This is a genomic window from Neptunicella plasticusilytica (genome assembly GCF_047922965.1).
Lineage (GTDB): Bacteria > Pseudomonadota > Gammaproteobacteria > Enterobacterales > Alteromonadaceae > Neptunicella > Neptunicella plasticusilytica.
In genome coordinates this window covers 1,596,645-1,617,779 of the sequence record NZ_CP150481.1, presented here as the reverse complement: position 1 = coordinate 1,617,779, position 21,135 = coordinate 1,596,645, and the positions used below count along the sequence as shown (strand labels likewise).

Below are 21,135 nucleotides of genomic sequence, written 5' to 3'. Positions count from 1 at the left end.
TCAAATCCGTTCATCCTTCGACTACTCGTTCCTCGTGCCTGTCATGAGCCTGTCGAATGGCTCAGGACGAACGGTTTTGGTTTTACTGTTCCTTTGTAGTAAAAAAATCGTGTTCAGATTAGTAAATAATTATCTTGTACTTTCAGGCCATGGTTTTAAATAGCGACTCTAACTTTTAGCAGATAAATCTTCAGGCTCTCGTTAACACAACCAACAAATCTAAGTTTCTGCGCTAGCCTTTAAACTCACTACTATTGATTTATACGCCGGGGTGTTGCTCTTATCTGCCACACTGGCTAGCGGGATCAGATTGTTAGTTTCCGGATAATAGCTAGCCACATTGCCGCGCGGAATGGCATAACTGACCAGTCGATAACCGCGCTCGGTTTTACGCTGCTCTGCCCAATGGCTGGTAATATCGACCATTTGCCCATCAGTAAAGCCTAGTTGCTCAATATCTTGCGGATTGATAAATACAACTCGGCGCGTACCGGTAATACCGCGATAACGATCATTATCCGAATACACCGTGGTATTGAACTGGTCATGGCTGCGAATGCTCATCATCAACAAACAACCTGCTGGCACAATTACCGGTTCAATGGGATGTATCACAAAATTAGCTTTATGGTTGACCGTATTGAACTTGCGAGCGTCTCGTACTGCATTAGGCAACGGAAACTCACCCAATGCCTCGATACGTTGATTAAAATCCTCGAATCCCGGTATCACCTTGCCGATGTGCTCTCGAATACGGTGATAGTCATCGGCCAGCTCACGCCAACTAATTTGACTATCGACTAAACTGGCTTCGGCCATTTCCGCCACAATCCTGACTTCACTCAATAATTGATCCGATGCCGGGGGGATTTTGCCATGTGAGGTTTGTACCACCCCCATCGAGTTTTCTACTGTAACAAACTGGATACCCGTCGGTTGTTTATCCAGCTCGGTGCGTCCCAACGCAGGCAATAACAAGGCCGTTTTACCGGTAAAAAGGTGTGAACGATTGAGTTTGGTGGATATCTGCACGGTCAAATCGCAATTCGCCAGCGCCTGTTCGGTCAAGTCATGATCTGGCGTGGCCCGATAAAAATTACCACCTAATGCAATCAATACTTTAATTTGCCGTTGCTGCATAGCATGAATACATTCTACCGTATCAACGCCGTGTTCAGCGGGCGGTTTAAAACCAAACTCCTGTTCAATTGCATCAAGCAAGGACTGGGGCGGCTTTTCCCAAATGCCCATGGTGCGATCACCCTGCACATTGCTATGACCGCGTACCGGACACACACCGGATCCCGGTTTACCCAAATTGCCCTGCAACATTAAAAAGTTGGTGATCAACTGAATATTGGCCACAGCATTTTTATGCTGGGTCATGCCCATGGCCCAGCAAGCAATGGTTTTAGTTGATTCACAGGCTATTTGTGCTGCTTGTTCGATTAGCTCTCGGCTAACACCGCTGTGTTGTTCAATGTGTTGCCATTCGGTTTGTTCGATGTCCTGTTTAAACGCCTCAAAACCATTGCAATATTGTTGAATAAAATCATGGTCCAGCACCGGCTGGCCGGTTTTTTCTCTTTCCAGCAGGGATTTGCACAATCCTTTAACCAGCGCCACATCGCCATTAATGTTCACCGGTAAATGTAAATCTCGTAGCGCAGTGCCGCTTCCCAATACACCTGATACTTCCTGTGGATTTTTAAAGCGTTTTAGCCCAGTTTCATCCAAGGGATTAATAGTCACTATTTTTGCGCCATTACGTTTGGCTGCCTGCAAGCTGGTTAACATGCGGGGATGGTTAGAACCCGGATTTTGGCCGAAGACAAAAATCGCCTCGGCATTTTCTAAATCCTCCAGACTAACAGTGCCTTTACCTACACCTATGGTCTCACCTAGCCCGACACCACTGGATTCATGACACATATTGGAGCAATCCGGCAAATTATTGGTACCCAATTGACGCACAAACAGCTGGTACAAGAATGCTGCTTCATTACTGGTACGGCCCGAGGTATAAAATGCTGCCTGATTGGGTGAATCCAGTGATTGCAACTGCTTGCCGATTAGTTCAAAAGCCTCAGGCCAACTAATAGGCTGGTAATGAGTCGCCCCCGGAGCCAGTAACATCGGCTCAACCAATCGGCCTTGAGCATTTAGCCAACGATCCGGCTGCTGTTTGAGTTGCTCAATAGCGTGTTCAGAGAAAAATTGGTGGCCCACTTTTTTTCGGGTGGCTTCATCGGCAATGGCTTTCGCGCCATTTTCACAAAATTCGAATGTGGCTCTTTTGTGCAGCGGATCAGGCCAGGCACAACCGGGACAATCAAATCCCTCTAGTTGATTGGCTTGTAGTAACAGTCCTGCACCTTTTAACGGTCCTACTTTGGTGGCGGCATTTTGATAGGCACTAATCACCGCCGGCACGCCCGCCGCCCATTCTTTCGGAGCCGAAATATGAATGCTCTGAACCGGGGATGGCTGTTGTTGCTGTTCACTTTTTACTTGTTTGTCACTCATGGCAATACCCGTTGCTTGCCGCTGTAGAGGTTAAAACCACCGTTACCAACAAAACCGATCAGGGTGATATCCAGTTCTTCCGCCACCTGCACTGCCAAGCTGGAAGGTGCGCCAATGGCCACCACCATCTGGATGTGTAACATGGCGGCCTTTTGCAATAACTCATAACTGGCACGACCACTTAACAATACGCCAAACCCCGACGAGGGCTGCATCAGGACGTCCGAATAACGACCAAGCAATTTATCCATCGCATTATGACGGCCAATATCTTCACACACATCCACAATATGTCCCTGATGATCAAATAGAGCAATGGCATGGCTGCCGCCAGTTTGGTTGAAGAGCGGTTGCAGTTGTGCCAACTGCTCCGGCAAGGCTAATATTTGCCCGGCATGCAGTAATAATAGCTGTTGTACTGGCCCGTCGCTGCGTTGTTGATAAAGTTGTTCTATGCGTTGTTGACCACAAATACCACAAGCAGAATTGGACTCGAGCTGACGGCTAAACTCGACGCTATTAATATTCACCTCTGGACGCAGGGTGACAAGCAAAAGGTTAGAGAAGGGCTGCCTTGGCTGTTCTACCGCTTTTATATGATCGATTTGGGTTGCAGATTGCAGTACCCCACAGGTCAGCAATAATCCTGTTACCAAATTCTGATCATCACCCGGGGTGCGCATGGTACTGACAAATTCCCGTGTTCGGTATTCCCCGTCTTGCACATGACGTAAATGAATACTCAGCGGCTCTTCAATCGCCAGTTTATCCTGATGTTCAACAGACTCGCCGTGCTGAATACGACTGATATTAACGCCAATAACGCTTGTCACATCCAGTCCTGCTGGGTAGATTCGGCTAAAAACAACGCTCTATTGGTCAATTTATGCACCAGTTCAATCGGCACATAAGGAAGCGACAATGCACCGGATGCAACAATAACCTGCAAGTTGGCCACACCCAGACGGCGTTGTCCGGGCGACTGACTAAAACTAATTTTTTGCACCTTGAATAACGGAAATAAGGTTATTTTGTTGCCTAAAAATCCCCGTCTAACTGCAGCATATTCGCTATCAAACCATAATCCATAGCGTCGATAATACTGCAAAACAATTAAAAAAATTGGCATCAGCATCAATAGTCCTAACCACATTACAGGAACAAAAAATCCACCTATACCAAAGAATAAACCAAGCGGGATACACCAGAAATAACCAAACACTCGTGGCAGATAAGCGGAGTGGATTGATGCAAATGGCTGTTTTCCACCATCGGTAGCAAACACCCTACGACTGATATTTTGCCATTCATCCGGTGCCAGCATAGGGATCATAATATCTTTACTGGCCGCCATATTAAAATTAGCCGTACCGAATTGTTTAAAAGCAAGGGATACCCGATTTAGCAGCCGCGCAACAATATTCTGCGACACCTGGATCGACTGCACCTTATGTTTGGCCACCGAAATTTGCTGACGCTCCAGCAAGCCGGCGAAACGGGTTAACTTACTCTGATCATCAAACAGGCGGAAATTATAAAAGCGCAACAGCGCCGCTAATACCGAAAAGCCAATCACCACAGCTATTAGCAAAATCACCAAAACGACCACCGCCACAGTTTTGCCGTTTTGCAGTTCAATACCCAACCAGGCCATTACATGCTCGATTTCGGGAATTACATACAACTTGACCAGTTCACCAATGTCATCAATAAAAGGCATTAACGCTGCTACAAATACCAGCGCCATCAAATTAGTCAAACCGTATTTGGCCGCTTCCTTATTGGCCATCTGCAACACAAGCTCACCATTGCTATTAGCGTCAGTGATATCATCTTTTTCCACTTGGCTAGAGGTTTGGTCATCTTCTTTCTGTTGGCGGTTAAAGTTAAATATTGCCTGGCGGACATCCCTGGCAAAATTGCCACTGACACCGGGTAAATTTACCTCAGCTTTACTGGAACCGGCCGAATCAAAAATACAGTTAACCAGATTAAACGGCGCAAAATAGAATGGAATGGCGATATTGACATTCTGTACCCGCGAAAAACTCAGGTTAAGCCGCTGTTTTTTAAAAACACCCTGATCGACCAGGATTTCATTGTCCTGAATACAGAATTTGTAGTTCCACCAATACAACGCAGCAAACAGCACAATCAACAGCAATAACACCGGCAAAATAATGCTCAGCCAGAACAGCTTGTTATCAACCGAGGCTATAAACACCGCAATACCGGGTAATGCGGTCTGCAGCCCTTCTTTTAAAAAGCGTAAGGTGAATTTAACCATAAAGTAGGCAATAGCAACCGGTGATAGTCGCGTCCATTCTGTCGCTGGATTAACGGCGCTGAGCTTTTTTGGCAAGGTGTTATCAGCTGTCATTATTGATCTGCCCCTTGATGGATTGGTCGGGCTGCCATAAACCAGCTTTTTTCAGGACATGATGTTTGATCTGTTCTGCCCGCACGACCTCCAGCCCCGAAATTTTTAAATCCGCTCCCGCGCCTCCGGCGGTATAAAATTTCAAGCTGGACAGTCCCAGCTTTCGTTCAATGGGGCCGCGGTGAGTTTCCAGATGCTGGATACGATTAAAAGGCACAATAGTCACAGAGCGCCAGAACATGCCTTTTTTAAACAGAATATCCTGTTCACGCAAGCGCACACCTTTATAGGGATGACTGGCAAAAGCATGCCAATAATTCAATGCCATGAGCCCAATCACTAACCCCAGTGCAAGTTTAACCAGCAGGTTAAACGGTATATTCGTCACTAACAGGAATATCGTAATACCAACGAGCAAAATAGCGTTAAAAATAGTCGAACCCCAGAATGACTCCCAAGGTGCGTTGTCAGCCAGAGGCTCGTATGTTTGTAATTCGACTTGAGGCAGGCTGTCACTCGAAACAGCCTGATTGGAAAATTGTTGCACAGGTTAATCCATTTTACTTACACAATGGAGTTAACTTACCACCACAATGAGAGTTTAGAAATATTCGCAGGAGATGGAATGTACTAAAAATCCATCTGCTTCAAATCAACTAACGCCCGTAAATTGGTTTTACTGGCCTGTCACTTGGCCAAGACCATGATCAGCCAAAACTGGCGCGCAACACAAAAAAGGTTATGGCGGACAATAAACCCGCGGCCGGTAAGGTAATGATCCAGGCCATGCCAATCGGCTTCATTAGTCCCCAGTTAGTATTGCGGTTAACGAGGCCCACCCCTAATACTGCGCCAATTAGAATATGGGTACTGGAAACGGGTAATCCCAATAATGTCGCCAGCATCACCACTGCAGCAGCGGCCAGTTCGGCAGAAAATCCGGATGAGGGGTGCATCTTGGTCAGGTTATGGCCGACAGTCTGGATCACTTCTTTGCCGATAAACCATAATCCGACAATCAAGGCGACGCCAAAAGTCACCATCGCAATAGTCGGCACTGCTGCGGTTGCACCAATCTCACCATGCCGCAACACATCAAGCACTGCAGCAAATGGCCCAATCGCATTGGCGATATCATTTGAGCCGTGACTAAAAGCAAATCCGGCGGCGGTAAACACCTGCATCCAGCTAAACATCAGAAAAGTGGACTTTTGTAAATCTTTGCCTTTCAATGTTTTGGCAAAGATAAAGGTGGCCATCCAAATTGCGGCCCCCACCATAAACATAATTAAATAATTATGTAGCGTGGATAGTCCCATCTCGATATTTTTTAAACCTTTAAACAGCAACATACCGGAAATCAGCATACCGCCAAGCGCCGCAAACAAAGGCACCCATTTTTCCAGCGCCAGAGTGGCATTAACATTATTCTTGCGTTGTTCTATTTGAAACAGTTCCTTGTAGTAATCCGACTCCAAATCCTCCGGATTAAAGTCTTCATCTGCTACCACATGGGAATCTCTGACCATCGCGCCGGTGTAGGCAATTTGCTGGATATCGGCCAAACGCTCAAAGGCTTTTTTATGCTTTTCTTTATGTTTCTTTTTTAAGGCTTTAATACTTTGTAATTCAGCATCTGCATCATCGTTATAACACAGCACATATTTTTTGATTTGGGCAAACAACAGATAAGCGACCAATCCACCTAATAGCGGCGACAAGATCCAGGAAAAAGCAATCAGTCCGATTTGATCCCATTTCACTAACGCAAAGCCAGTTTCTGCTCCACCGACGGCAAAACCTAGCGCAATGGAACTGCCAACGATACCGCCGATAATCGAATGCGTTGTGGATACCGGCCAGCCCTTACGTGTTGCAATCAACAACCACAAAGCCGCCGCAAACAATGCCGACATCATAATGTAGACAAACTGCATCGGTTCTACCGATACGACTGATAAATCAACAATGCCTTTGCGGATGGTTTTGGTTACTTCGCCACCCGCGATGACCGCACCACTCACCTCAAAGATGGCTGCCACCAGCAAAGCTTGTTTAATGGTTAATGTACCGGCGCCGACACTGGTACCAAAGGAATTGGCGACATCGTTACCGCCGATATTAAACGCCATAAAAACGCCAAATAGCGTCGCCAGAATAAACAGTATTACGGCATTGTGATGGGTATAATCCAACCCCCACATAATGAAATAGCCGGTTAACGCAGTGAGTAATACAAAGAAAAACAGGTTGAGCTGGGTATCATTATTTTTCATCAGCGAAACAACTTTAGTGGTATATCGATAAACTCGATTGATTAACAGATTAATCTACATGCGCACTATAGTTTCATCGATATATGTCAGAATGATGACTGGAATCTGAACAGCAACAAGCCAAGAGGAAGATTGAGCTTTTTATAAAATAAAGGCCGCCACGACTACCGCTATAAGCCATGGCGACGTTAATGTCTTATCTAATCATTTGCGCTGAAATATCCGATGATCCGATATTTCACTGGTAAATTGCTCAATGACTTATTCATGAAAATAAGTTTTGGCATGCTGGATCTCTGCCGGAGTTGGTTTGTAAGTAATCCATTCCTTAGCATCTTTTTTCTTGTATTTGACAACGCCCTCGGCCACATCAAACTGATAGTATGGAAAAACTTCACGCAGATTAAAAAACATCGCTGGAGCAAAAAGAATAATATCAGCGGCTAAATACCCGCCATTAAACTTTAGCGGTAGTAATCCGTACATGGGCTCTTGCCCTTCTGCACTCACCTTAAACTTGTACTGACCAAAACTGGTAGTGGGATATTCCTGAGTGACACTTTCAGTAACCGTAATCGATGGATTGTCATTTATTTTAACCTGTAGTTCACCATCGGTTGCCTGAAAAGTTGATCTGGCCGAGCAAGCTGATAAAGCCAGTGAAAATACTATCAGATACATTTTATGTTTAACGTTCATTTATCCTTCCTTCCAATGGGATCGTTTATTTTTGCAAACTGTAATCACCAGGTATCTAAGGTGATGGAAGGATACGTGACAAATTTTGTCACACTGAGAAGATACATCAGAGCGTCATCAAAATTGAAATATTAAACCCGCATCCTTGCCTGTTACGCAGTAAAAATATCGATATCTATCAATAAATTAACTACTGCAAGAAAGTATATTGCCAGAATTGCGATGATTTGAAAACGGCTTTTACATCGGTTCAATACCAGCCGGATCAATCAGACATATAGATCAGGGTTTAGAAAGGGTGCCATGGCCAGGATCAACGCCTGATAATAAGCGCTTTCACGGGTGGCGTGACCATTTGTGAATAGGCTGATTGCTCCGCCTTTTTGTTTGATATTGTGGGTGTTAAATAATTTATCGATAAGCGGCCCCAGTTCCTCACCTCGCAATAACGCCTGGTAAATGGAATCAGGTAACGGCAAGTTGGCGCTGCGTCCAACAGATTGACTTTGACCATCGCTAATCACCACATAGGCAAAGGTGGCGGCACCATATTCAAACTGATCGACGCCCCCTTCAATCGCAATATAATAGTCAGCCCGATGCTGAGCCTGACAATATTTCACTCTATTTTCTGCCCCCAGGCGAGTCTCGTCAGCCGTTAATGGCTGATCCGCGACACCAGACGGTGTGTTTATCCCGATGCATTCAATTAAAGATGGCTCAAACACTGCGTCTAGTGCATTTTTGACAGCATTTACTTTTACCGGATTTTGTGACCCAACAATGACCTTGAATTTCTTTTCTGTCATATTAAATTTTAACTCTCAATAAACTGCTGCCAGGACAACAATACCTGTTTAAAATCCTCTAAACCACATCCAGCCTGTTGTTCTTGTTGATAGAGATCGATATCTTCAGGTAATTCATCGGTAAAATCGCTGAGTAGTTCCTTACCGGTTACCTCTACCTCATCAGTCGCAAGGTGCAGCACAAACTCACTGCCAACCAGCTGATATTCACTGAGTTGACGTTGTTCAAGTTGCTGGATGATATCTAGTATTTGCTTAACGAGTAGCTGATTAGCCCCCAATTCATCGCTAAACCAGCGTCCAAAGGCTTCGGCCCCCATTAAAAAATGCGCAACAGGTTTGGCATTGTCGCGACGGGTAAACTGGTATTCCATGCAAGGATAACTTTTAAGACCAACAAAAGGGAGGGAATTGCGCCACAAATAAACCGGGTTTACAAGTGGCGCGGAAGATTATCGACTAGAGCCTGTTGATCTTTGCGGTATACTTTTGCAAAGATCAACAGGCTCTAATGATTGCTATAAAAACATGCCGCCGGAAGCTTCAATGCGTTGCGCAGTGATCCACTGGTTATCGCCACTCAACAACGATGCAATCACACCGCCGATATCGTCCGGCAGTCCGACTCTGCCCAACGCAGTTTGAGAGGCAAGAAAATCTTTTAGCTCTTTATTATTGCGTATTGCACCGCCACGAAAATCGGTTTCAATTGCCCCCGGCGCTAATACATTAACCGAGATCCCCCGTTCCCCCAGTTCTTTCGCTAAATACTGGGTCAACACTTCTACCGCACCTTTCATTGAGGCATAAGCCGCGTAACCAGGTGAGCAAAAGCGAGTCAATCCGGTAGAAATATTTAATATCCTTCCACCATCGGCGATTAAAGATAATAACTTTTGGGTTAAAAAGAACACTCCCTTTACATGAATATTCATCAATTGATCAAACTGCTCTTCGGTGGTTTCTGCAAAGCTGGCCCCCAAACCAATTCCGGCGTTGTTAACCAAAAAATTAAACTGCTCGGTTTGCCACCCTTCGCTCAGAGTCTGTTTTACCTGCAAGTAAAAGTGTTCAAAACTTTTACTGTTAGCGGTATCCAGTTGCAATGCCACCGCATTGGCACCAAGTTGTTTAATCTCCTGCACCACTTTTTCAGCTTCAGACTGATGACTGTGATAAGTGATAATACTGTCGATACCTTTTCTGGCTAAATGTAACGCCGCATTTTTGCCTAGTCCGCGGCTTCCTCCAGTTATAATTGCAATTTGTGCTGTCATTTTATTACCCTCGCTGTTGTTTGTTTCAGTGGGCTTAGTTTATTAGGCGCAATTAAACGGATAAATAATCAAAATTTGATTAGACTGTTTATAAAAAGCTAACAATAGGGATTGAAATGGATCGCTTAGACGATATGCAGCACTTTGTCAGGGTGGCGGAAATGGCCAGTTTTACCAAAGCAGCTGATAGCCTCGGCATGCCCAAAGCCAGTATTTCAATTTCTGTGCAGCGGCTTGAAACTCAAATGGGCGCCCGTCTGTTGCATCGTACGACCCGCAAAGTCAGTCTGACTCAGGACGGCGTCACTTTTTACGAGCGTTGCAAAGATCTGCTGGCCGATATGGATGAACTCAGCACATTGTTTCTGCAAACCGAAGCCAATCTCAGTGGCAGGATCCGCGTCGATATGCCGGTTGCGATTGCCAAGAATATCGTCTGCCCTGCCCTGGCGGATTTTATCGCCAGCCACCCGGATATTGAAGTGCAACTGAGCAGCACCGACAGACGGGTCGATATGATTCAGGAAGGTTTTGATTGCGTGGTGCGCGTGGGCAACTTGACTGACTCAGAACTGATTGCCCGTCCTCTTGGCACGCTAAGAATTATTAACTGTGTTAGCCCCGCCTATATCCAGCAATACGGTGAACCTACCCATATTGAACAATTGTCCGAACACAGACTGGTGCATTACGTACAAAATATAGGGAGTAAATCTGCCGGATGGGAATACCATGACGGCAAAAGCTATCGGTGCATTGACATGCCAGGAGCGGTTACGGTTAACAACTCTGAAGCTTATACTGCAGCTTGTCTGGCAGGGCTAGGGATTATTCAGGTGCCGGCAGTAGGGGTAAAAAACTTGCTAAGCCTGGGACAATTGCTGGAAGTGCTGACCAACTATACAGCGGAATCTATGCCGGTTTCTTTGCTGTATCCGAATCGGCGAAATTTATCTAAACGGGTTCAGGTATTTATGGATTGGCTAACCTTGCTAATTAAAGATTACGCGCAAGGCTAGCCATACTTTATCTAACCGTGTCCTTCAGCTTGCGCCAATCGTACTTCCAGAAACAACCTGCTTAGCAACAAGTTATTCGAGTGTTCCTGCAATGCGTTGGCAAAATCGGCAATTTTGTGATTAACCTTTTCGACCGGCTCCTCTTGCACATTGAGCGAAAGCGAATATTCAAACTGATGTTCTTCCAATGCGGTCTTCATGCGGTCAACGACCACTTCAGTTAAATTGTCTGATGCATTGGATTGATTAAGCAATGAACGAACTGTATTTTCGATGGAAATCCAGTCTCTGACTGTCTTGGTAGGAAATTCAATAATGTTACTCATAATTTTCACGTCCTTACATTCGATGGATCTACGAAAAAGCGAGTGATATGGGCTAATGCCCCGCGATTTTTAACACCTCTTACATAATAAAAAATAACTTATTTTTAATACCGTCTGATAGCCGATTCGTCCCGGAAAAATCAGACAGCGTTGTTATGTTATACAGGATTGATGCGGATAAATCTCATCATTCACAAAAAATATCAACGGCGACGTCAATCCCCGATTCGGCATTGTCTGACCAGAACAAGGCAAATTATTGCCATTTAACTTCCTAACTCACCTAGTTAACATCCTGAAAAACCATCAAAACGAGTCACTTAACGTTCTTTACACTTTACTGACAAAAACTGGAACCAAACCTGCTGTATACCCATTGATTTTTGCAACCACAGGAGAAAAAAATCATGAGTGTAATATCAGCAATGGGAGGTATCGATCCTGCCCAACGAATGGATGAGCTACAGAAAAAAGCCCAGGAAAACTTTGACGCAGCAGACACCAACGAGGATGGTATTGTTAGTTCGAGCGAATTTATCGAGGCGATGACGGCACAAGGTATTGATTCCACCAAAGCCAGTGAAGCATTTAATGCGCTAGATGCCAACGGCGACGGCGAAGTATCTCAGGAAGAACATGACAAATTAATGCAGGATATGCAGGAGCGTATGTCTGCAATCATGGCTAAAATGGACTCGGAAATGGGTGGTCCAACAGGTTACGGTAAAGCCGATGAAGAGCAACAATCCCGCTTTGATTCATTTAAATCCATGCTGGCGACAATCGCGGAAGATACCAGCGACGAAGACACGGCCAACCGTTTAAATGACTTGTTACAACAGTTACAAACCCAAGGTTATTCCAAAGAGGGTGTGAAAGACTCAATGGAACTAATCAATAAAGTCGCCCCACCCGTTAATACCACTGCATGATATTCAAATTGCTAAATACCTTAATCCAAACCTAATCTGCTAGAACTTGTTCAAACGCTAGCAGAATAGGTTTACTGCTATCGCAAAGTTCACCTTTTCTCTGCATGCCTACTACACTTAACACCTGTTCACCGATATGGAAGTCAATGAATATGTTAAGGATTATCCTCTTTATACGTAACTTTGTTATTCTGCTCGCTGCCATCCAACCGATAACCTGCTGGTCAGGCACCGGCGACGCCAAACAAGTCATTCAGCTTGCCAGTATTTACCATTCAGGCATATCGATAAAAGAATACTGGATCAGCGAAAAGCTGGATGGTGTTCGCGCCCGTTGGGATGGTAAACAACTTCTAACTCGCAACGGCAATGTTATTCAAGCGCCTGGCTGGTTTGTTCAAGCTTTCCCTCAACAAGCCCTTGATGGCGAACTGTGGGTTGCACGTAATAGCTTTGAGCTAACCACATCGATTGTGTTACGTGACATTGCGGATGACAGATGGCAACAGGTCAAACTGATGTTATTTGATTTACCCGATGGGCCGGGATCATTCAGCCAACGCCTGGACAAAATGGAGGTGTTGGTAGCCAAAACCGCTAGCCCCTACTTACAAATGATCCCGCAGTTCAGGCTAGACAATGAAGCACAGTTAACTGCCAAGTTAGATAGCATGGTGGCTCAGGGAGCAGAAGGACTCATGTTGCATCATCAGGACGCTTACTACCAAGATGGCCGCAGCGATAAACTATTAAAGCTTAAAAAATATCAGGATGCCGAAGCGACTGTCATTGAGCATCTGCCCGGTAAAGGCAAATATCAGAATATGCTGGGTGCATTGTTGGTCGAATTGCAGGATGGTACGCAATTTAAAATTGGTTCCGGCTTTAGTGATCTGCAACGCCAGAACCCACCACCAATAGGCTCGGCAATTACCTTTAAATACTATGGAAAAACAGTCAATGGCTTGCCGCGATTCGCCAGCTTTATGCGAGTCCGAGAGGATCAATAGCGTATTTTTTGTAGAACTGTTTAATACCCGAGGGATTAAAGCGGATCACGCGGGAATCCATATCCTGTTTGGACCATTGTCGAGTTAATGCATCTTGTAAAATCCACTTACCTAAACTACCGGCCAGATGGTTGACTCGCTCGCTCCAGTCCAGACAGGATTTGCATAATGGCCTTTTTGCTCTGGACAGCAAATCGATATCAACGCCCAATTGCCTAAAAAATATATTACCCGATTCGGTCAGGATAGTGGTGTCGGCCTTGTCCACTAAAATATTCTGTTCAACCAGCGCGCGATATAATGCGACGCCTCGTTCGCCAGCCAGGTGGTCATAACAAATGCGAGATTGCTTTAGCGCTATATCGTCAGGACCGGTAACAGTACTGGACGTATTCAGACCGGCACTGATATTGAGTAACTGTTCGAGTAATTCGGCAATAGTGTGATCTTTTAACTGAAAATATTTATGCCGCCCCTGTTTACGTACCACCAACAACTGGCTATTAACCAGTTTTAATAAATGGCTACTGGCAGTTTGTGCTGTGATATCGGCTTCCAGCGCCAGCTCGGTGGCCGTTAACGCTTTACCACTCATTAGCGCGATCAGCATTTTGGCGCGGGAAGGCTCCCCAATCGCATTGGCAATAACGGTAATATCAGGCTGGATTAAAATCATCGATTAATTCGACCCGCGTCGAAGCATTAAGTCATCAGGCTGCTAGATTACCTTAAAAATCACCGCCAGAGATAGCCAATGACCATTACCTGCTTTATCGAATATCAACTTAACCCCGCACAACTGGAACAGTTTGAGCAATATGCCAGTAACTGGGCCAACATCATTCCCCGTTGTGGTGGCGAATTAATCGGTTACTTTATGCCGCACGAGGGCAGCAACAATATCGCCTATGGCCTGATCAGCTTTAACAGCCTCGCCGATTATGAAGTCTACCGACAACGATTACGTCAAAATCCGGAAAGTAAAAGTAATTTTGATTTTGCCCAACAGCAGCAGTTTATTTTGCAGGAGAAACGCAGCTTTTTACGGGTCATCGATAACACCTATATACGACCTGCCAATCAAGAGGTGCAACCATGCTAGCGGTTATTTTTGAAATCACTCCAACACCACAAGGACGACAAGACTATTTTGATATTGCCAGCGATCTCAAAGCGTCATTAATCAAGATCGACGGGTTTATTTCGGTGGAACGTTTTCAAAGTCTAACCAGTCCCGGCACCTTTTTATCCTTGTCATTCTGGCGGGATGAAGAAGCAGTAAGTCATTGGCGCAATTTGGCCGAACATAGAGCGGCCCAGCAACAAGGACTCGATACGCTTTTTGAACATTACCGTATTCGTGTTGCGCAAGTTTGCCGCGATTACAACCATCAACAACGTGAACAAGCTCCGGATGACAGTCAATAAACTCGCTAACTTACACAGATTTAACACAAGGAATAACAATGGAGTTGCTTAACTATCTTAACCAGTATTTTTATACCCGCGAACAATTGTTGGATATTAGTCAGATTAGTGACGAACAATTGAAACAATGGCAGTCAGACAAAATAATGCCACAAGCCTCTTACCGCTTGAATATTCAGCTAGATTGCGACTCTTTTTTTGGTTTATCCACACAACATCAGCAAGTTGAATATTATGCCAAAGGCTATATAAGCTGGATTGGAATACTGTCGACCGGCGTAGATGCCAAGCAAGTATTTGCGCTTTTTAGCCAACGCTATGAAGCGCGTTTGGATCAGCTACAACAGCAAGGGTTTAGTAACAGGCACGATAAATTGAACCAGAATTTTAATACGCATATTCTGCAGGAATGGCAATCTTTTCTGGATGGCACTTACGGATTATGCACCAAAAGCGGGCTACCTGAAGATATTGCCGCCAAGGAACTGGCCATCATTATTATTAATCAACTAATTGAACATCCCAGTCTATCAACAGCACAGTTATCACAACTGGAACAGGCAATTAATTTACTCGATAACGCCAGCGCACTCTTTGCTCCACATGAACGTAAAACCAGTTCACGGCAACGTTTGGTCAACGAGTTAAGACGTAAATATGGTTTAAGAGCCAGTTTGTAATGGATTGAAGTCTGCCAGAACGGTGACTTAACGATGTAAATAAAAAAATCAGCTTTAAGCGGGTTTAGACATAAAGATCCAGATGACCGTCTTCATCTTTATCATCTTCTGGTTCGACATCCTGCTGGGGCTGCTTATTTTTGGTATGCTGTTTATACTCGTGTTTTTCGCGGGCATCGCGTTCTTCCGCATTCAGCGCTTTCTCTTCGTCATTTAATTCACGAATTCTGGCTTCTTTACTAACTTGTTCTACTTTGAACTCGTCTTTAACTATTGCCGCCTGCCCTTCACGGGGCAATACGGAAAATATTAAGTCGCTGACCATTAACTTGCCTCGTCCTGTTGATGCCGTTGTATTATTAACTATTACAATATCGGGTTGAATTGATTAAACTTTAATCAACCCTAAAGGGTATGACTCACTATAGCAATATAAATTCAATCTTTTGCAACCGGTTTAACAGTGGTTAGCTTAAAACCGTTAGCAATATCAACTGGGTAAAAATTATAAATAAATACATAATTAGTCATTGCAAAGCCTTAACGCATTGGTTAATTTATGGCTTCCAAAGCGAGCAAAGAAGACGCGAACCTAATTATGAATAACCTGAAAGCATTACATCACCACCATCATATAGCATAACCTTTCAGGTTCGTGCTGGAAGGTCTATGGACACCTTCCAGTGGAACAGTTTAACGACTCAACCCCCGGCAGGTGACTACCGGGGGTTTTTTGTTTCAGAATACTAATTTAAAAATTTAACAGGGCGATTAAAATCTAATGACTGATACCAACAGATTACGAATAGCAGTACAGAAATCCGGGCGCTTATGTGATGGCAGTATGGAGCTGCTCAAGGCAATTGGCGTTAAACTTTCCATTCGCGACCGTCTGCTTATCGCCCATTCAACTAACTTGCCTATCGATTTATTACGAGTGCGCGATGATGATATTCCCGGACTGGTGATGGATGGTGTAGTGGATTTAGGTTTTATCGGTGAGAACGAGCTGGAAGAAAAGATGCTCGAACGTCAGGCTACCAACAAAAATGCCAGTTATCAGGAGTTAACCAAACTGGATTTTGGCGGTTGTCGGTTATCCATCGCCGTACCAAATGAATTTAATTACCAGTCAGTACAAGATTTTAGCGGTAAAACCGTCGCCACTACTTATCCCTATTTATTGGAACGCTATTTTAAAGCTGAGAATGTGAATGCCAGTGCGGTGATGTTAAACGGCTCGGTAGAAGTTGCCCCTCGTGCCGGTTTGGCCGATGCAATCTGTGATTTGGTCTCCACCGGTGCCACGCTGGAAGCCAATGGCTTGCGTGAAGTGCAGGAAATATTCAGCTCAACCGCCGTGTTAATTCAGCGCAGTGGCGAAATGTCCGAATCCAAACAGGCGTTAATTAATAAATTAATGCCACGTATTGCCGGGGTAATGCAGGCCAAGGAAAGCAAATACATTATGTTGCACGCCCCCACCGACAAGCTTGACCAAGTTAAACAATTACTCCCCGGTGCCGAGAATCCCACCATATTGCCTTTGGCCGGCAATGAAAAAACCGTGGCGATCCACGTAGTGTCCACCGAAACCCTGTTTTGGGAAACCATGGAAAAACTCAAGGCACTGGGTTGTCGATCAATTTTAGTCATGCCGATCGAAAAAATGATGGGTTAACGGGCAGAGTAGACTACGAAAATGAAAAATTGGTCACAACTCAATAGCAAAGAACAACAGGCGATATTAGCCCGCCCTGCGCTGTCTGATAGCCTCGAACTAACCAACACCGTGCGGCAGATCATTCAAACCGTGCGCGAACAAGGTGATCAGGCATTGCTGAATTTTAACCGACAGTTTGACGGTGCCGATTTAACTCAGTTGGCTTTGCCCGCAGAGCAATTAGCCAGTGCCGGGAAAGAACTGAGTGAAGACGTCAAACAGGCGATTCAACTGGCGTACAACAATATTCGCCAGTTTCATACCGCGCAAATGCCGCAGGACACCAAAATTGAAACCACGCCGGGAGTGATTTGCGAACTCAAGCACAGCCCGATAGCGGCAGTGGGTTTGTATATTCCCGGCGGTACCGCCCCCTTGCCTTCAACTGTATTGATGCTGGGCGCTACCGCACAGGTAGCCGGTTGTGCTCGTAAAATACTCTGTACACCGGCCGGTAAAGACGGCCGCATAGCGGCTGAAATTCGTTACGCCGCGCAATTGTGTGAAATTGACGAAATCTATCTGGTTGGCGGCGCACAAGCCATTGCCGCCATGGCCTTTGGTACCGAATCGATTAGCAAGGTAGATAAAATATTTGGCCCCGGCAACAGCTATGTCACCGAAGCCAAACAACAGGTTAGCCAAGTAGCCGATGGTGCCGCTATCGATATGCCCGCAGGGCCTTCTGAAGTATTAGTCATTGCCGATAGCAACGCTAATCCTGAATTTGTCGCAGCCGATTTATTATCTCAAGCCGAACACGGAACCGATTCGCAAGCAATAATGGTTTGTAATAGCCGTGAAGTCATTGAAGCAACCAAACAGGCGGTAGAACGTCAGCTAGCACGACTCAACCGCAAAACCATTGCGGAACAGGCCATGGCCAACAGCCGCTATATTTTAACTGACTCCATTGAGCAATCGCTGCAGGTCTCCAACGCCTATGCGCCGGAGCACTTAATTCTGCAATTGGATAATGCCCGCAATTACTTACCGCAACTGACCAATGCCGGATCGATTTTTGTCGGTCAGTGGTCACCTGAATCCGCCGGTGATTATGCCAGCGGCACCAATCACGTATTGCCCACTTACGGTTATGCGCGTAATTATTCCAGCTTGGGAATAATGGACTTTTTGCGCCGTTATACCGTACAAGAGTTAAGCTCTCAGGGTTTACAAAATATTGGTCCGGCGATTATGACACTGGCCAATGCCGAAGGATTAGACGCACATCAACAAGCCGTGGCTATCCGTCTGGAGGCATTAAAATGAGCGCAGCAAGCTTAGTCGAACAACTACTTTGTGAAAACTTAAAAACTTTACAACCCTATCAATCGGCTCGACGGTTATTCTCGGGGGAAGGCTCGGGTGAAAACCAGACTAACTGGTTAAACGCCAATGAATCGCCTTTTGCCAACGAATACGAATTGAATTGTGAAACACTAAACCGTTATCCCGATTGTCAGCCACCCTCAGTAATTAAAGCCTATGCGCAATATGCGGGAGTGAAACCGGAGCAAACCTTAACCTCTCGCGGTGCGGATGAAGGGATTGAATTATTAATCCGTGCTTTTTGCACGCCGGGGCAGGATAAAATTTTAATCTGCCCGCCCACTTACGGCATGTATGCCATCAGTGCAGAAACCTTTAATATCGGCGTTGAAAAAGCCCCGTTAAATGCTGACTTCAGTCTGGATCTGGATGCCATCAAAACACAGGTTGGCAAAGTAAAACTGGTTTTTATCTGCTCACCCAATAACCCCACCGGTACCGATGTAGGCAAGGAACAACTCAAACAAGTACTGGGTGCTTATGCCGGTAAAGCCTTAGTGGTAGTGGATGAGGCTTATATTGAATTTACCGCACAAAGCAGTTGGGCGAATGAACTGGCGCAATATCCCAATTTAGTGGTGTTGCGTACCTTGTCTAAAGCCTTTGCCTTAGCCGGTATTCGTTGTGGTTTTACCTTAGCCGATGAGGCAGTGATCCAGGCTTTACTTAAAGTGATAGCCCCCTATCCGGTGCCAGAGCCGGTAGCACAAATTGCCAAACAGGCATTAAGTGGCTCTGGTTTACAACGTACTCGCAATCAGGTCGCTATCATTAATCAGCAAAAGCAGCAGCTACAGCAACAGTTAGGCCTAATTCCGCAAGTCACCTTAGTGGGTGATAGCGCAGCTAACTTCATTCTGTTTAAAACCGAACAAAAACAAGCGCTATTTGATGCGCTGGTGGCACAAAATATTTTAATTCGCGACCAGTCAAAACAACTTAATCTGGATAATTGCCTGCGTATTACCATTGGCAATGATCGACAGAACAAGATGGTGCTAAACGCCATTCAGCAATTTTTTCAGCAGGAGAGCAGTAACTCATGAGTCAACAAGCCATTTTATTTATCGACCGTGACGGCACGCTGGTAGAAGAGCCAGCCGTAGATAAACAACTGGATTCACTGGAAAAACTGGTATTTGAACCACTGGTTTTGCCAGTATTGCTGAAATTACAACAAGCGGGTTTTCGACTGGTGATGGTATCCAACCAAGATGGTTTGGGCACCGACAGCTTCCCGCAAGCCGATTTTGCCGCACCGCATAACAAGATGATGGATTTATTCACCAGCCAAGGCGTGATCTTTGATGATGTATTAATTTGTCCGCACTTTGATGCCGATAACTGTAGCTGCCGTAAACCCAAGCTGGGCTTGGTAAAGGGTTATCTACAACAGGGCAAAGTCGATTTTGGCCGCTCCTTTGTGATTGGCGATCGTCAAACCGATATGCAACTGGCCGACAACATGGGTATTCAGGGCATTTTATATGATCGCGCAGCCAATAACTGGACGGCGATAGAAAAGCAGTTGACCGGCCAAAACCGCACCGCCGAAGTACACCGTAAAACCTCGGAGACGGATATTCTGGTTAAAGTGGATTTGGATTCCAGCACTAAATCTGACATCAGCACCGGCATTGGCTTTTTTGATCATATGCTCGATCAAATCGCCACCCACGGCGGCTTTAATATGACCATAAAAGTAGACGGTGACTTACATATTGATGAACACCATTCGGTAGAAGATACCGCGCTGGCACTGGGTGAAACCTTGCGTAAAGCACTGGGTAACAAACGCGGAATCGGGCGTTTTGGCTTTGCCTTGCCAATGGATGAATGCCGCGCCGAATGTGTGCTGGATATATCCGCCCGCCCGTGGCTGAAATTCGATGCCGAGTTTACTCAGGAACGGGTGGGCGAAATGTCGGTACAGATGATTGGTCATTTCTTCCGTTCGTTATCCGATAGCATGGGCATTTCCCTGCACTTGTCCACCACCGAAGGTAATGCCCATCATCAGGTAGAAAGCCTGTTTAAAGTATTTGGCCGTGCACTGCGTCAAGCCATTCAGGTGAAAGGCGATGTATTGCCTTCCAGTAAAGGGGCACTGTAATGCAACTGGTGATTGTCAACACCGGCTGCGCCAATATTTCATCGGTACGATTTGCCATAGAACGGTTGGGTTATCAGGTACAGGTATCGGATAGCGCCGAGGTGATCCAGCAAGCCGACAAGGTCTTTTTGCCCGGTGTGGGTTCGGCCAATGCAGCGATGGCGCAAATTCGGCAAAAGGGCTTAGTAACGGTGATTCAGCAACTTAAACAGCCTGTTTTGGGGATCTGTTTAGGCATGCAGTTAATGACCCGCCATTCGCAAGAAGGCAATGTGGATTGTCTGGGTTTAATTGATACCGAAGTGCAAAAAATGCAAGTCGGTGAACTGCGTTTACCCCACATGGGCTGGAACCAGATTAACGTCAGCCAAGATAATCCTTTGTTTGCGGGGATCGCCGATGGCAGCTATTTCTATTTTGTGCACGGTTTTGCCGCACCGGTAAGTGATGTGACACTGGCAAGCTGTGATTATGGTACGGCCTTTTCGGCCAGTATCGGCCAAGACAATTTTTACGGGGTGCAATTTCACCCTGAACGTTCCAGCGATGCCGGAGCAAAATTATTGCAAAATTTTATTGAAAACACCTGAGTATAGAGAAGCAAG

General features: G+C 45.4%; 23 protein-coding genes and 1 other annotated feature. Of the genes, 11 read left to right on the top strand and 12 right to left on the bottom strand.

The window, feature by feature from the left end:
* Positions 1–219 precede the first annotated feature (219 nt).
* The 9 genes from V1467_RS07075 to V1467_RS07035 form a co-directional block, all read right to left on the bottom strand.
* A complete protein-coding gene (locus V1467_RS07075; protein WP_416308094.1) occupies positions 220–2,526 on the bottom strand; it encodes an FdhF/YdeP family oxidoreductase in 2,307 nt (768 codons plus the stop codon).
* Positions 2,523–3,359, bottom strand: coding sequence for a formate dehydrogenase accessory sulfurtransferase FdhD (gene fdhD / locus V1467_RS07070; RefSeq protein WP_416308093.1), 837 nt, complete (start codon positions 3,357–3,359; stop codon positions 2,523–2,525). The genes V1467_RS07075 and fdhD overlap by 4 nt, the downstream gene beginning before the upstream one ends.
* Positions 3,356–4,906 (bottom strand): PH domain-containing protein, encoded by a 1,551-nt coding sequence (locus V1467_RS07065; RefSeq protein WP_416308092.1) that lies wholly within the window; start codon positions 4,904–4,906, stop codon positions 3,356–3,358. The genes fdhD and V1467_RS07065 overlap by 4 nt, the downstream gene beginning before the upstream one ends.
* Positions 4,896–5,453, bottom strand: a complete 558-nt coding sequence (locus V1467_RS07060; protein WP_416308091.1) for a PH domain-containing protein — start codon at positions 5,451–5,453, stop codon at positions 4,896–4,898. The genes V1467_RS07065 and V1467_RS07060 overlap by 11 nt, the downstream gene beginning before the upstream one ends.
* 160 nt (positions 5,454–5,613) lie before the next feature.
* Positions 5,614–7,182, bottom strand: coding sequence for an inorganic phosphate transporter (locus V1467_RS07055; protein ID WP_416308090.1), 1,569 nt, complete (start codon positions 7,180–7,182; stop codon positions 5,614–5,616).
* Positions 7,183–7,443: 261 nt separating this feature from the next.
* On the bottom strand, positions 7,444–7,881 hold the full coding sequence (locus V1467_RS07050) for a hypothetical protein (RefSeq protein ID WP_416308089.1): 438 nt from the start codon (positions 7,879–7,881) through the stop codon (positions 7,444–7,446).
* 269 nt (positions 7,882–8,150) lie between these two features.
* Positions 8,151–8,690 carry an inosine/xanthosine triphosphatase gene (gene yjjX / locus V1467_RS07045; protein ID WP_416308088.1) on the bottom strand — a complete coding sequence of 180 codons (540 nt, stop codon included), beginning with the start codon at positions 8,688–8,690 and terminating at the stop codon, positions 8,151–8,153.
* A gap of 8 nt (positions 8,691–8,698) precedes the next feature.
* A complete protein-coding gene (locus V1467_RS07040) occupies positions 8,699–9,064 on the bottom strand; it encodes a YacL family protein (protein WP_416308087.1) in 366 nt (121 codons plus the stop codon).
* 144 nt (positions 9,065–9,208) lie between these two features.
* Positions 9,209–9,967: an SDR family oxidoreductase gene (locus V1467_RS07035; RefSeq protein ID WP_416308086.1), complete on the bottom strand. Its 759-nt coding sequence runs from the start codon at positions 9,965–9,967 to the stop codon at positions 9,209–9,211.
* Positions 9,968–10,083: 116 nt separating this feature from the next.
* On the opposite strand from V1467_RS07035, the gene V1467_RS07030 reads away from it, so the two are divergent.
* A complete protein-coding gene (locus tag V1467_RS07030; RefSeq protein ID WP_416308085.1) occupies positions 10,084–10,986 on the top strand; it encodes a LysR family transcriptional regulator in 903 nt (300 codons plus the stop codon).
* Between the two features lie 11 nt (positions 10,987–10,997).
* On the opposite strand, the gene V1467_RS07025 is transcribed toward V1467_RS07030, so the two are convergent.
* Positions 10,998–11,312 carry a hypothetical protein gene (locus tag V1467_RS07025; RefSeq protein WP_416308084.1) on the bottom strand — a complete coding sequence of 105 codons (315 nt, stop codon included), beginning with the start codon at positions 11,310–11,312 and terminating at the stop codon, positions 10,998–11,000.
* Positions 11,313–11,719: 407 nt separating this feature from the next.
* On the opposite strand from V1467_RS07025, the gene V1467_RS07020 reads away from it, so the two are divergent.
* Both V1467_RS07020 and V1467_RS07015 read left to right on the top strand, forming a co-directional pair.
* A complete protein-coding gene (locus tag V1467_RS07020) occupies positions 11,720–12,244 on the top strand; it encodes an EF-hand domain-containing protein (protein WP_416308083.1) in 525 nt (174 codons plus the stop codon).
* A 146-nt stretch (positions 12,245–12,390) separates the two neighbouring features.
* Entirely contained in the window at positions 12,391–13,254 is an 864-nt protein-coding gene (locus tag V1467_RS07015; protein ID WP_416308082.1) for a DNA ligase, read from the top strand.
* Here V1467_RS07015 and V1467_RS07010 read toward each other — a convergent pair.
* On the bottom strand, positions 13,229–13,930 hold the full coding sequence (locus V1467_RS07010; protein WP_416308081.1) for an ArsR/SmtB family transcription factor: 702 nt from the start codon (positions 13,928–13,930) through the stop codon (positions 13,229–13,231). The two genes, V1467_RS07015 and V1467_RS07010, sit on opposite strands and share 26 nt — an antisense overlap.
* Positions 13,931–14,008: 78 nt before the next feature.
* On the opposite strand from V1467_RS07010, the gene V1467_RS07005 reads away from it, so the two are divergent.
* The 3 genes from V1467_RS07005 to V1467_RS06995 are packed head-to-tail and all read left to right on the top strand — an operon-like array spanning position 14,009 to position 15,362.
* Positions 14,009–14,356: an NIPSNAP family protein gene (locus V1467_RS07005; protein ID WP_416308080.1), complete on the top strand. Its 348-nt coding sequence runs from the start codon at positions 14,009–14,011 to the stop codon at positions 14,354–14,356.
* Positions 14,350–14,682 carry an antibiotic biosynthesis monooxygenase family protein gene (locus V1467_RS07000; RefSeq protein ID WP_416308079.1) on the top strand — a complete coding sequence of 111 codons (333 nt, stop codon included), beginning with the start codon at positions 14,350–14,352 and terminating at the stop codon, positions 14,680–14,682. Before V1467_RS07005 ends, V1467_RS07000 begins: the two co-directional genes overlap by 7 nt.
* A 38-nt stretch (positions 14,683–14,720) precedes the next feature.
* On the top strand, positions 14,721–15,362 hold the full coding sequence (locus V1467_RS06995) for a DUF6058 family natural product biosynthesis protein (RefSeq protein WP_416308078.1): 642 nt from the start codon (positions 14,721–14,723) through the stop codon (positions 15,360–15,362).
* A 64-nt stretch (positions 15,363–15,426) separates the two neighbouring features.
* On the opposite strand, the gene V1467_RS06990 is transcribed toward V1467_RS06995, so the two are convergent.
* Positions 15,427–15,687 carry a hypothetical protein gene (locus V1467_RS06990; RefSeq protein WP_416308077.1) on the bottom strand — a complete coding sequence of 87 codons (261 nt, stop codon included), beginning with the start codon at positions 15,685–15,687 and terminating at the stop codon, positions 15,427–15,429.
* A 293-nt stretch (positions 15,688–15,980) separates the two neighbouring features.
* Positions 15,981–16,096, top strand: a sequence feature (His leader region).
* Between the two features lie 47 nt (positions 16,097–16,143).
* On the opposite strand from V1467_RS06990, the gene hisG reads away from it, so the two are divergent.
* The 5 genes from hisG to hisH are packed head-to-tail and all read left to right on the top strand — an operon-like array spanning position 16,144 to position 21,120.
* Entirely contained in the window at positions 16,144–17,043 is a 900-nt protein-coding gene (gene hisG / locus V1467_RS06985; RefSeq protein ID WP_416308076.1) for an ATP phosphoribosyltransferase, read from the top strand.
* Between the two features lie 21 nt (positions 17,044–17,064).
* The gene (gene hisD, locus V1467_RS06980) at positions 17,065–18,357 is read left to right on the top strand and encodes a histidinol dehydrogenase (RefSeq protein WP_416308075.1); all 1,293 of its coding nucleotides are present in this window, start codon (positions 17,065–17,067) and stop codon (positions 18,355–18,357) included.
* On the top strand, positions 18,354–19,463 hold the full coding sequence (hisC, locus tag V1467_RS06975) for a histidinol-phosphate transaminase (RefSeq protein WP_416308074.1): 1,110 nt from the start codon (positions 18,354–18,356) through the stop codon (positions 19,461–19,463). The genes hisD and hisC overlap by 4 nt, the downstream gene beginning before the upstream one ends.
* Complete coding sequence (hisB, locus tag V1467_RS06970) at positions 19,460–20,530, top strand: bifunctional histidinol-phosphatase/imidazoleglycerol-phosphate dehydratase HisB (RefSeq protein WP_416308073.1); 1,071 nt, start codon at positions 19,460–19,462, stop codon at positions 20,528–20,530. Before hisC ends, hisB begins: the two co-directional genes overlap by 4 nt.
* Entirely contained in the window at positions 20,530–21,120 is a 591-nt protein-coding gene (hisH, locus tag V1467_RS06965; RefSeq protein WP_416308072.1) for an imidazole glycerol phosphate synthase subunit HisH, read from the top strand. The genes hisB and hisH overlap by 1 nt, the downstream gene beginning before the upstream one ends.
* Positions 21,121–21,135 lie beyond the last annotated feature (15 nt).

Coding starts and splice junctions, on each gene's coding strand:
- V1467_RS07025 (WP_416308084.1), bottom strand. CDS start 11,312: ATGAGTAACATTATTGAATTTCCTACCAAGACAGTCAGAGACTGGATT.
- hisD (WP_416308075.1), top strand. CDS start 17,065: ATGAAAAATTGGTCACAACTCAATAGCAAAGAACAACAGGCGATATTA.
- hisB (WP_416308073.1), top strand. CDS start 19,460: ATGAGTCAACAAGCCATTTTATTTATCGACCGTGACGGCACGCTGGTA.
- V1467_RS07075 (WP_416308094.1), bottom strand. CDS start 2,526: ATGAGTGACAAACAAGTAAAAAGTGAACAGCAACAACAGCCATCCCCG.
- V1467_RS07010 (WP_416308081.1), bottom strand. CDS start 13,930: ATGATTTTAATCCAGCCTGATATTACCGTTATTGCCAATGCGATTGGG.
- V1467_RS07035 (WP_416308086.1), bottom strand. CDS start 9,967: ATGACAGCACAAATTGCAATTATAACTGGAGGAAGCCGCGGACTAGGC.
- hisC (WP_416308074.1), top strand. CDS start 18,354: ATGAGCGCAGCAAGCTTAGTCGAACAACTACTTTGTGAAAACTTAAAA.
- yjjX (WP_416308088.1), bottom strand. CDS start 8,690: ATGACAGAAAAGAAATTCAAGGTCATTGTTGGGTCACAAAATCCGGTA.
- V1467_RS06995 (WP_416308078.1), top strand. CDS start 14,721: ATGGAGTTGCTTAACTATCTTAACCAGTATTTTTATACCCGCGAACAA.
- V1467_RS07065 (WP_416308092.1), bottom strand. CDS start 4,906: ATGACAGCTGATAACACCTTGCCAAAAAAGCTCAGCGCCGTTAATCCA.
- V1467_RS07050 (WP_416308089.1), bottom strand. CDS start 7,881: ATGAACGTTAAACATAAAATGTATCTGATAGTATTTTCACTGGCTTTA.
- V1467_RS07040 (WP_416308087.1), bottom strand. CDS start 9,064: ATGGAATACCAGTTTACCCGTCGCGACAATGCCAAACCTGTTGCGCAT.
- V1467_RS06990 (WP_416308077.1), bottom strand. CDS start 15,687: ATGGTCAGCGACTTAATATTTTCCGTATTGCCCCGTGAAGGGCAGGCG.
- V1467_RS07005 (WP_416308080.1), top strand. CDS start 14,009: ATGACCATTACCTGCTTTATCGAATATCAACTTAACCCCGCACAACTG.
- V1467_RS07020 (WP_416308083.1), top strand. CDS start 11,720: ATGAGTGTAATATCAGCAATGGGAGGTATCGATCCTGCCCAACGAATG.
- V1467_RS07015 (WP_416308082.1), top strand. CDS start 12,391: ATGAATATGTTAAGGATTATCCTCTTTATACGTAACTTTGTTATTCTG.
- V1467_RS07055 (WP_416308090.1), bottom strand. CDS start 7,182: ATGAAAAATAATGATACCCAGCTCAACCTGTTTTTCTTTGTATTACTC.
- V1467_RS07000 (WP_416308079.1), top strand. CDS start 14,350: ATGCTAGCGGTTATTTTTGAAATCACTCCAACACCACAAGGACGACAA.
- hisH (WP_416308072.1), top strand. CDS start 20,530: ATGCAACTGGTGATTGTCAACACCGGCTGCGCCAATATTTCATCGGTA.
- V1467_RS07030 (WP_416308085.1), top strand. CDS start 10,084: ATGGATCGCTTAGACGATATGCAGCACTTTGTCAGGGTGGCGGAAATG.
- hisG (WP_416308076.1), top strand. CDS start 16,144: ATGACTGATACCAACAGATTACGAATAGCAGTACAGAAATCCGGGCGC.